Origin of the sequence: Sphaerospermopsis sp. LEGE 00249 (assembly GCF_014299995.1) — a bacterium.
In the GTDB taxonomy this organism is placed as follows: Bacteria; Cyanobacteriota; Cyanobacteriia; order Cyanobacteriales; family Nostocaceae; genus Sphaerospermopsis; species Sphaerospermopsis kisseleviana.
In genome coordinates this window covers 1-11193 of sequence record NZ_JACJUZ010000110.1, presented here as the reverse complement: position 1 = coordinate 11193, position 11193 = coordinate 1, and the positions used below count along the sequence as shown (strand labels likewise).

General features: G+C 39.2%; 6 protein-coding genes, 1 pseudogene and 1 CRISPR repeat array. Of the genes and pseudogenes, 3 read left to right on the top strand and 4 right to left on the bottom strand.

The window, feature by feature from the left end; genetic code table 11:
* Positions 1-76: 76 nt before the first annotated feature.
* Positions 77-1504, bottom strand: coding sequence for a phosphoglucomutase/phosphomannomutase family protein (locus tag H5968_RS23450; protein WP_187041863.1), 1428 nt, complete (start codon positions 1502-1504; stop codon positions 77-79).
* Between the two features lie 116 nt (positions 1505-1620).
* Here H5968_RS23450 and H5968_RS23445 point away from each other — a divergent pair, with 116 nt between their 5' ends.
* On the top strand, positions 1621-2472 hold the full coding sequence (locus H5968_RS23445; protein WP_187041862.1) for a PD-(D/E)XK nuclease family protein: 852 nt from the start codon (positions 1621-1623) through the stop codon (positions 2470-2472).
* A 47-nt stretch (positions 2473-2519) separates the two neighbouring features.
* Here the strand turns inward: H5968_RS23445 and H5968_RS23440 are convergent, their stop codons facing one another.
* Together H5968_RS23440 and H5968_RS23435 are read right to left on the bottom strand one after the other, a co-directional pair.
* Positions 2520-3884, bottom strand: a complete 1365-nt coding sequence (locus H5968_RS23440; protein WP_187041861.1) for a hypothetical protein — start codon at positions 3882-3884, stop codon at positions 2520-2522.
* A gap of 328 nt (positions 3885-4212) precedes the next feature.
* Positions 4213-5886 carry a transglutaminase family protein gene (locus H5968_RS23435; RefSeq protein ID WP_187041860.1) on the bottom strand — a complete coding sequence of 558 codons (1674 nt, stop codon included), beginning with the start codon at positions 5884-5886 and terminating at the stop codon, positions 4213-4215.
* A gap of 267 nt (positions 5887-6153) precedes the next feature.
* On the opposite strand from H5968_RS23435, the gene H5968_RS23430 reads away from it, so the two are divergent.
* Both H5968_RS23430 and recF read left to right on the top strand, forming a co-directional pair.
* Positions 6154-9027 carry a cation-translocating P-type ATPase gene (locus tag H5968_RS23430; protein ID WP_187041859.1) on the top strand — a complete coding sequence of 958 codons (2874 nt, stop codon included), beginning with the start codon at positions 6154-6156 and terminating at the stop codon, positions 9025-9027.
* Positions 9028-9252: 225 nt separating this feature from the next.
* Positions 9253-10386, top strand: a complete 1134-nt coding sequence (gene recF / locus H5968_RS23425; RefSeq protein WP_187041858.1) for a DNA replication/repair protein RecF — start codon at positions 9253-9255, stop codon at positions 10384-10386.
* Between the two features lie 78 nt (positions 10387-10464).
* A CRISPR array of direct repeats spans positions 10465-11089; the repeat unit is 36 nt; unit sequence GTTTCCATTCAATTAATATCCCCAGCGAGTGGGGAC.
* A gap of 5 nt (positions 11090-11094) precedes the next feature.
* On the opposite strand, the pseudogene H5968_RS23420 reads toward recF, so the two are convergent.
* Positions 11095-11193, bottom strand: a pseudogene (locus H5968_RS23420) (IS630 family transposase); the annotation flags it as partial.

The window sequence follows — 11193 nt, the reverse complement described above, 5'->3', positions numbered from 1 at the left end:
AAAATACAAGAAAAGAACATAAAATCTACAATCTAAAATTTTCTTCCCCAGTCCCCAGTCCCCAGTCCCCAGTCACCTATCCTAACTTAGCAATTTCAGCTTCCATTGTCGCTGCAATTTGACCCAGTTTATCCGGTGAGTTGGTTTCCATGTACACTCTCACCAAAGGTTCTGTACCAGAAGGACGCAATAACACCCAACTACCCTCTTCTAAATACAGTTTAATCCCATCCTTTCTTCCCACTTCCTTCACTTTAATTCCCGCTACTTCGGAAGGAGGATTTTTGGTATAAGCATCAATTACAGCGTTTTTGTGAGATTCGGTAAGGTGTAAATCCAAACGGTTGTTATATAAAGGACCATCAGCTTCAGCAATAGCTTCCTGAACCAACACACTTAAAGGTTTACCTTCATAGGCGATCGCCTCAGCCACCAGCATATCAGCCAAAACCCCATCCTTTTCGGGAATATGACCAATAACACTCAAACCACCGGACTCTTCACCACCGATTAAAACAGTGGTTTCCCGCATTTTCTCACCAATGTATTTAAAACCTACCGCAGTTTCATAAATTTGCAAGCCATATTTAGCCGCAAAATTATCCAGCAAATGAGTAGTCGCCACAGTTCTCACTATCGCGCCACTCTTACCTTTGTTTTTGATTAAATGTCTTGCTAAAACCAACAGCACTGTATTGGGAGTGAGAACATTTCCTAGTTCATCAACGATCCCAAAGCGATCGCTATCTCCATCCGTTGCTAAACCCAAGTCAGCTTTATCAGCTTTTACAGCTTCCACCAACTCCACCAGCTGTTCACCCTTGGGTTCTGGCATACCACCGCCAAAAAGTACATCTCTCCAAGTGTGGAAACTTTCCAACTGAGTACCGCAATGTTGCAGCACCTCATCTAAATAGCCACGAGATGTAGAATAGAGAGCATCGTACTTAACTTTTAAATTTGCACCCTTAATTTTTTCCACATCCAGCAATGTGTAGATAAAATGCAAATAATCGGGCTTCGGATCAAAAGTAGAAATCGTCCCCGATGGGTTACTTCCTGGTAACTCATCTGATGCCGTTTCTATATTGGCCACAATAGTATCAGTAATTTCTGGAGTGGCAGGACCAGCATAGTCTGGGATATATTTAATCCCACAATAAGGTGCAGGATTATGACTAGCAGTAAACATCAAAGCCCCTGCGGAATTAAGGTGTTTCGCATTGTAGGCAATCACAGGAGTCGGACAATCCCGATCCGTAATTTTCACATTCCACCCTAAATCTGCCAAAACCGCAGCAGATGTCCGTGCAAACTCATCAGCCAAAAATCTTGTATCGTAGGCAATTAAAACTGGTCTGTCTTTACTATAGGCAGTTTCCAGATAACTAGCGATCGCCCTAGTTACTTTCCGCACATTAGGAAACGTAAAATCATCGGCAATAATGCCACGCCAGCCATCAGTACCGAATTTTATTTTACCAGAATTGTTAGGGTTACTCATTTTGCTACTCTCTCCCGTGCATTATCACTACTATGAGGAAGCATCCCGCAAAGCTTGTGGAACAACCACCATCCTGCAAGTATCCCCAAGGTAATTTCTCTCACTGTACCTGAGCAATGTCAATCCCTGCTAGACCCTTTGTAAGTTACCACCTTTGGTCCCTAGTTTCCCCCAAAAGAGGCCAAGAACATTGGCATTGTCAAATGAGAAGGGGATTCATTAAAGCACGACAACATGAACCAGAGGTAAAAGCTTTATTATCCCAAGCTACACCACCACAGCGGATTGGTATGCTTGCCCAAAAGGGTATCTATGAATTTCATCATCATCTCCATTGGTTAACTCAATCGGATGGTGTGGAAAAAGTAGCCCAGTTGTTAAAATTAAGTAATTTTACTTTTCAAGTCAAGCAACGGGTACTGCACATTTTACAAAAATATCAAAAATCGCCTTTGCTGTTAAATAAACGCATTCTGCAATTAACTCCTGGTGATGAAGGTTTTCCTAAACCAATTTTCATTGAAAAAGCTAATTATTGTTTTCGGTTATACGCAGCTATGGACTGTGTTTTTATTGAGTCTGATAGCACTTTGCATATTTTAGATTTTAAAACTGGTAAGTCAGATTTTGATCAAAGACAAGCTTTAGTTTATTTATTAGCTGCACGTTATCTTTATCCTGGGAAAACTGCCGTAGCATCATTTTATAATTTGGAAATTGGTAAAAAATCTGATTTAATTACTATTAATAATCATGAGTTAGCATCTTTGGAATTTGAGTTGGCTAATGTAGCAAATAAACACCAAATTGATTTACAAAACTATGCAGCTACAAGCAATAACTTTAGTAAAATCTTTCCACCTAACCCTGGTTATCATTGTAGATTTTGTCCGTTTAACTCAATCTGTGATTTTTCTCAATTTAACCCGGAAAAATCACATTCAACGCCAATAATTCGTAATTCATAATTTTGTAATTTAAAACATCCTGCCTTTTTACTGTCACCTGTCATCCTCTAACAAAATCTCTTAAAAAACGATAAATCAATATTACCAAAATGAATACTCATGGCAATATTTAATTGCTCTAAAGTTGCTACTAACCAATCAATAACATCTGTAGTTGCATTTTCATAATGATTAAATAAAATTCCAAATCTTTTTTCTAAATATGGTTTTACTTTACTACAAATTAACACCACTTTTAGTAACAAGCCAATGGTTTCTAGAGAACCTTGATTACTAATTAAATCTAAAAAAGTTGAGTGTTGCGGTGATGCTTGGCTATTAACAACTAAAAAGTTTAATAACTGGCTACAAGTTCTCACCACCAAAAAATCATTGATCTTTTTATCATCAGCATCCGGTAATATATTTTGTAAATGATTTGACAAACGTTGATTAAATTGGCGTTGACCATATTTACTATCAATGGAGGATATTAGATACTGATGTAAATCTTTCTTAAAATTATGGAAATTATTGCCCCTGTGATTCACGTATTGTAAGAATTGCTGCGCTCTCTCTTGATAAGTATAGTTACTATCTGTTTTACCAATAAATTGTTTTACCGTACTGTAGAGATCCTTATCACTCAATAATGTAGGATTATCAACAGGGCGTAATATCCGATTAGCTTCCGCTGGGGAAACGTTTCTTAAAACCTGAATCCGACGCACTTTATAAGTTATATATTGTGATAAATCTACTTCAAATTTTTTCTGTACCTCTGCTTGAAAATGTCTCACTGTTTCTTGTTGTTCAAAAGTAGAATCTTCACTAATTAAACAATGTTCATATAAATAGGGATAGCGACGAATTAAATTACTCAAAGGCTGGTTTTCTTCACGACTATTTACTCTAGGAGTTTGATTCACTAATTGCAAAAATCGCCGTAAGATTACATACTGCTCACTATTAATAAAAATCTGTATCAGTTCCCGCAAACGCCTAATTTCTCGTATCCGTAAAGAATTAATTCCCAACCTATTAGATGGTGAATCAAACAAATTGATTAAATCCACAATTGCATAATGCAAATTTGGTTGTAAATACCACCGATTAATTAAAATATGACAACAGCGATTAATGAAAAGGTTAAACTCATTTTTTTTTTGCTTAGAAGCGGTAATTTTGTCTAAAATTGGAATGATTTCTGGTTCAGGATAATTTGCACGTTCCACAAAAAGAGCGCGAAAACGTCCAACCATTTGCTCTGGAGATTCCATTTGTACCAAATGCAGCAAATGTTGATATATCAACTGTTCTTCTTGATAACAGTCGTGGTAGTTGTGCAGGTATTCTCGTTTACCACCATGCACTTTTCCTGATGGTGTTTGTTCCACAGTTTTTTCAGATTCAGAACTTGTCCAATTTTTCACCTTTTATTACCGTTTACAAATTACTTGATTCGTTATTTTCATACTTCAATAGGTGCGTGTGAACTTGATTGATACAGTTTTAACAAACAATGGTTAAATAAAGTTTATTTTCCATATTTCCTGATGAGCAGTTCATATCACCATTTTACAGCTTAAACCGAAAAATTACTGATATTTTCATTAAAGGCTACATAAAAATTTTTTACCTAAACCTTAAACTTTTGATTAACTTAGGCAGATCAGCCGTATCTAGGGGCGTTAGGAGCTAATTCTGCTCCTACCTGATACCCCATTACTAAATACAAGTTCTCAATTTTGAAGTCCCAAATTAAATCGGTGGTAATTCTTTAAGAATTGTAAACCGAATATGGTTAATCGCCAAATTGCCAATGGATATTTCTTCTTTGGTTAGCCTTTCACCATTACTGGTAAGAGTTTCAAAGGAAACACCTTTGCCAATTTCAATATGATACCAGCATAAACCCATAAAGAAGCGTGTAGGATAAGGACCATAATCACCTATATCATCGGGATTAGATTCCATTGGTAGCCAACCAAAATTAGGAATGTAAAACTCTAGCCAAACATGATTAAAGTCAGGTTGTAGGGGAACTCCCTGTTGTTCACCGTAGGGCGGGCATTTATACCTGCCGACAGTCCGACAAGGAATACCATTCAAACGACACAAAGCCAGCAATACGCCTACATATTCCCCACAAGAACCAACGCCTCGTTCTAAAACTATGTCTGGTGTATCTATGTGGGGTTTAATACCATAGGATAACTCATCATAGACATAGTTGCGGATATTATACATTTTTCGTAACATATTGGTTTCCGAACCAACAGCATCACGAGCAGCACGGCGGACAATGGTTGTATCCATTGCTAAATCATCATCATCTATCAAATAGCGACCTTGCAATTCTGGTGTCAGTTCAGGTAAATCTTCGACATCTTTGGGTGTGATACGATACTTAATACCGCGAACTTCTAAAAGTGCCTTCCAGCCAAATAGATGACGTTCACCGGGAACGAGAGTATCAAAGTTAAATACAGCTACCCGTTGTCCTTCAATAATTTCTTCTGTGAAGGGTAAACCAATAGCTTCAACTTGTTTCACCTTTTGGCGTTCTGTTTCTGAGGGGAGAGCAATACGCCATTCCACATTGGGTAAATAAACTTCTTCTAAGGGTGAAATTTCCTCTATGTATGACATTTCCACTAAATAACCATTAGATAAGGCGTAGCGTTTATCTGGGTTGTAGTGATAGTAGAGAGGATGAATAAAAGTGATATCCCGATAAGTTAGCTCATGATTGGGATCAGCATTGGGATTATCACGAATATAAGGCTCTTCTGTAGAGTAAGCAACGTAGAGCAGATCCTTACCTGTTGTTTGATCCTGACTGTGGATAGCAATACCTGTAGGAGAAGCAAAAGAAGTCAGGACACTAAAACGAACTTCTCCAGTTGCCCGATCCATAGAGTAAACTGTTTGCTCAGTGCGATCGCAAACCCAGAGAGTTTCTGCGCTGACTGCCAAATTTTCTCTCCCCACCCCTGGGGCATAAAATCTAGTAATCTCTTTGCGTGTATCTTGGTCAAAAATCAGAATATAACCTAGTCTTTGGCAGCTAACATAGACAGTAGATTCCCAAACCGCAACACCATCAGCCGCATAAGGTAAAGTAACAAAATGCTCCAAACCCCAAGAACCCAACTTACACAAATAAACGCTATTACCACGGCTGACCCACAGCGTATCTTCCCACACAGCTAAACCAGTAACATCTGTAAATTCCTTAACTTGGTGGGGATTAAGAATTTTACTGTTATCAGAGATGGGGTCAATCTCTAGTAGATGTCCTTTGATAGAGTCAATAGCAATGAGTTTATCTTTAATGAAAGCAATACCATACAGGGTAGCAGCAGTAAACGGTCGAATAGTTTTTTGCCCAAACATCTGGCTAACATTCAAACTAGGGAGTGTCAAACTCATATTATTAGTTATTAGTCATTAGTTATTAGTCAGGAGTCAGGAGTCAGGAGTCAGGAGTCAGGAGTCAGGAGTCAGGAGTTATTTATTTTGGATTTTGGATTTTGGATTATTTTGGTTAACTCCAATCTAAAATCTAAAATCTAAAATCTAAAATCTAAAATTTTCTTCCCCAGTCCCCAGTCCCCGATCCCTAATACATGATTGATGGAAATCCTGCCATCACTAAATTATGATCGAATTTTGTAACCATTTCCTGTAACCTACACGATGTCTGCTCATTCTTTACCTGAAAGTGCCGCAGTTTGGCATGGTTTGGAGGTTGATAAAGCTTTAGAACTGCTTGATAGCAATGCAGACAGCGGCTTAACACCCCAAGAAGTTGAACAACGTTTGCAAAAATACGGTCCCAACGAACTAGAAGAACAGGGTGGCCGTAGCCCTTGGGAAATTCTCTTAGATCAGTTCACTAACATTATGTTATTGATGCTGATTGGTGTGGCTTTTATTTCTGGTTTCTTAGATTTTTTGGCGTTGCAACAAGGTACATTAAAACCTGGTGAAGTTCCATTTAAAGATACAATTGCGATTATGGCAATTGTAATTCTCAATGGCATTCTCGGTTATGTCCAGGAAAGCCGTGCAGAAAAAGCTCTGGCGGCCTTGAAAAAACTCTCTTCGCCCTCAGTGCGCGTGATCCGTAATGGTAAACTGACGGATGTAGCGGGTAAGGATCTTGTACCTGGGGATGTGATGCTACTGGAAGCGGGGGTACAGGTTTCTGCTGATGGACGCTTAATAGAACAGTCTAATTTGCAAGTCCGAGAGTCAGCACTTACTGGTGAAGCTGAAGCTGTCAATAAGCAAGCCATACTTACATTACCAGAAGATACGTCACTCGGCGATCGCATTAATTTGGTTTTTCAAGGTACTGAAGTTGTTCAAGGCCGGGCTAAGGTGCTTGTTACCAATACCGGCATGACAACGGAACTGGGCAAAATTGCCACCATGTTACAGTCGGTGGAGAGTGAACCTACTCCCCTACAACAACGCATGACTCAACTGGGTAATGTGTTGGTATCTGGTTCTTTGGTGCTGGTTGCTCTAGTTGTCGGTGGTGGTCTGATCCATGATTTAGTGAAGGGAATAGGCTGGAAAAATTTACAAGAGTTGGTAGAAGTTTCTCTGAGTATGGCGGTGGCGGTAGTTCCAGAAGGTTTACCTGCGGTTATTACTGTAACTCTGGCTTTGGGAACTCAGCGTATGGTGCGCCATCATGCTTTAATTCGTAAACTTCCAGCCGTGGAAACTCTCGGTTCTGTAACTACCATCTGTTCTGATAAAACCGGGACTTTAACTCAAAATAAAATGGTGGTGCAGTCAGTCTACACCAATCAAAAAACTTTTAGGGTGACAGGAGAAGGTTATGCTCCTGTTGGTGATTTTCAGTTAGATGGACAAAAAGCTGATTTAGAAGAACATCCAGAAATATCCGCCCTGTTGGTTGCTTGTGCTGTGTGTAATGACTCGGTACTGCAAAAAGAAGCCGGAGAATGGGCAATTTTAGGCGACCCCACCGAAGGCGCTTTGATGACTTTGGCGGGTAAAGCTGGTATTGAAAAAGATCAATGGAATAGTAAGTTACCCCGTGTGTCTGAGTTTCCCTTTTCTTCTGAAAGAAAACGCATGAGTGTTATTTCTCAAGTGGAAGCAGTGGCCACTGGTGATCCGGGGATGACTGGGGTTGATCCGGTAATAGCTGGTTTTGTGGACTCAAAACAGTATTTAATGTTTACTAAGGGTTCACCAGAATTAACTTTAGCTCGTTGCACACACATTTATTTAGGCGATCGCTCTATTCCTATTGATGAAGAACAACACGCCCAAATTCTGGCTGCTAATGACCAAATGGCTTCTCAAGGTTTGCGGGTGTTGGGTTTTGCTTATAAACCTTTAACGGAAATACCCCCAGAAGCTTCAGAAGACACTTCTGAAAATGATTTGGTGTGGTTGGGTTTAGTGGGAATGTTGGATGCTCCACGCCCCGAAGTACGGGCGGCTGTGGCAGAATGTCGTCAAGCTGGTATTCGTCCCATTATGATTACCGGTGATCATCAATTAACAGCTAGGGCGATCGCTCTTGACTTGGGTATAGCTGATGCTGATGCTAGAGTTCTCACAGGTCAAGAATTACAGCGCATGAGTGACCAGGAAATTGAGGAACAAGTCGATTTAGTCAGTATTTATGCTAGAGTCTCCCCAGAACACAAACTGCGAATTGTTCAAGCCTTGCAACGTCGTGGTAGATTTGTGGCCATGACTGGAGACGGCGTTAACGATGCACCCGCCCTCAAACAAGCTGATATTGGTATCGCTATGGGTATCACAGGTACAGATGTCAGTAAAGAAGCCAGCGATATGGTGCTGTTAGATGATAACTTTGCCACCATTGTCGCAGCTACGAAAGAAGGTAGAGTTGTTTATACCAATATTCGGCGGTTTATCAAATACATTCTCGGCAGTAATATCGGTGAAGTTCTCACCATTGCTTCAGCACCACTTTTAGGTTTGGGTGGTGTTCCCCTCTCACCTTTGCAAATTCTCTGGATGAACTTGGTGACAGATGGTTTACCAGCTTTAGCTTTAGCGGTCGAACCCCCAGAACCAGATGTGATGCAACGTCCGCCTTTTAGTCCCCGTGAAAGTATTTTTGCCAGGGGTTTGGGTGCTTACATGGTGCGGATTGGGATTGTATTTGCGATTATTACAATTATTCTCATGCAATGGGCTTATTCTCACGTCCAAATAGCTACCGGAGAAGGTCTAAATCCCGAACGCTGGAAGACAATGGTCTTTACTACTTTATGTCTCGCCCAAATGGGTCATGCGATCGCTATTCGTTCTAACAATCAGCTAACAATTGAAATGAATCCTCTTTCTAATAAATTCGTATTGGGGGCTGTTGTTGCCACTACGATTTTACAGTTAATGCTGGTTTATGTTCCACCTCTGCGAGCCTTTTTTGGTACTCATTACCTGCCTTTTAATGAGTTACTAATTTGCATTGGTTTCAGTGCCTTGATGTTTGTTTGGATTGAAGGAGAAAAGATTTTCTTCCGCGTTATGGGCAAGAAGAATGTTTGATTGGTAATTGGTAATAGGTAATTGGTAATAGGTAATTGCTAATTGGTAATAATCAATCAATATTACCTATTACTATGTTTAAATGACTAAAATGGTTTGCTGAACAAATTTTTTACTAATTCCTAAATAAGAGAATATAGTAAATAGTCAAAATTTGATGATTTTTCTCCTGACTCCTGACTCCTGACTCCTGACTCCTGACTCCTGACTCCTTAATGCTTAAATATGTATCTTAAAAATATACACCTAAGAAATTATCGTAATTACCAAGAGCAAAAAATAGATTTTACTGCCCCTAAAACTATTTTAGTGGGTAACAATGCTCAGGGAAAATCTAATTTATTGGAGGCGGTAGAGTTGTTAGCTACATTGCGATCGCACCGTATGGCAAAAGATCGTGATTTAATTAAAGATGGTGAAGATATCGCTCAAATTAATGCTACCTTAGAAAGAAGCTCAGGAATAAGTGATTTAACTTTAACTTTACGCAGAAATGGCCGCCGTAGTGTAGCTATAAATAGTGAAATAGTCCGCAGACAAATGGATTTTCTTGGTGTTTTAAATGCTGTAGAATTTTCTAGTTTAGATTTAGAATTAGTGCGGGGTAGTCCTGAAGTTCGTCGTAATTGGTTAGATACTCTTTTGATGCAACTTGAACCAGTTTATGCCCATATTTTACATCAATATAACCAAGTATTACGACAGCGCAATGCTTTCTTAAAAAGAAGTCAGGAGTCAGGAGTCAGCAGTCAGGAGAAAGAATTAGCTATCTGGGATGCACAGTTAGTTAACGCCGGCACAAAGGTAATTAGAAGACGCAACAGAGCTATTCAAAGATTAACACCTATCGCTGCCAAATGGCACGCTAGTATTAGTGGCAGTACAGAAATTCTGGAAATTAATTATTCTCCTAATGTGCCACTAAAAAAAGATGATAATGAAGATATTACACAATCTTTTTTCGGGAAAATTCAACAACGTTCTGTTATTGAATTACACCGAGGTACTACCCTTGTTGGACCCCACAGGGATGAGTTAGAATTAATTATTAATCAAACTCCTGCTCGTCAATATGGTTCTCAAGGTCAACAACGTACTTTAGTTTTAGCTTTAAAATTAGCAGAATTACAATTAATTGAAGAAGTCGTTAATGAAGCTCCTTTACTTTTATTAGATGATGTTTTAGCAGAATTAGATTTATCCCGTCAAAATCAATTACTTGATGCTATTCAAGATCGGTTTCAGACTTTAATTACTACTACTCATTTGGGTGCTTTTGACTCTCAATGGTTAAAATCTTCACAAGTTCTCTTTGTCAAATCAGGAGAAATAGAGTTTCCTGAAAAAGTCTTTTCGTGAGGGAGTTAGGAGTTCCAGAAATTTTTTTATTTTGAAATTGTCTAAATATCAACAAGGTGCAAGCTTTTTTAGCTTTACGTTTCCATTCAATTAATATCCCCAGCGAGTGGGGACTTTGGGTAACGAAAACAACTCTTCAAAGGAAACAATTCTAATGTGTTTCCATTCAATTAATATCCCCAGCGAGTGGGGACCTTAAAAGAATGCTTGACATCATTGATCTCCTTCAGTTTCCATTCAATTAATATCCCCAGCGAGTGGGGACGTATAGCCATTTGATTTTAAATGGTTATACCGTGGGAGGTTTCCATTCAATTAATATCCCCAGCGAGTGGGGACTCCACGCTCTACAAAGATCACAAAGACGAGGAAGGGAGTTTCCATTCAATTAATATCCCCAGCGAGTGGGGACTACTTGTTTTATGTGCTTTTTCTCTGAATTTAAATGTTTCCATTCAATTAATATCCCCAGCGAGTGGGGACTCTAGCGGGGGAATATAAGAAAGATGCAAATAATATTGTTTCCATTCAATTAATATCCCCAGCGAGTGGGGACACCTCTAATTTAAGTGGTTTTTTAGAAGTATTCATACCTGTTTCCATTCAATTAATATCCCCAGCGAGTGGGGACCAAGCTCTTTGCTCCGAACTCTTAACGCCGAGTAACGTTTCCATTCAATTATAGTCATTTAACTTAAGAATGAGACATTAAGATACACAATAATCACGGATGATTTCATCTAAGGGTGTATTTGAAGGAGCATACATTCTGGCTCTCTTTAAGGCACTAAAATCATGCTCAATATC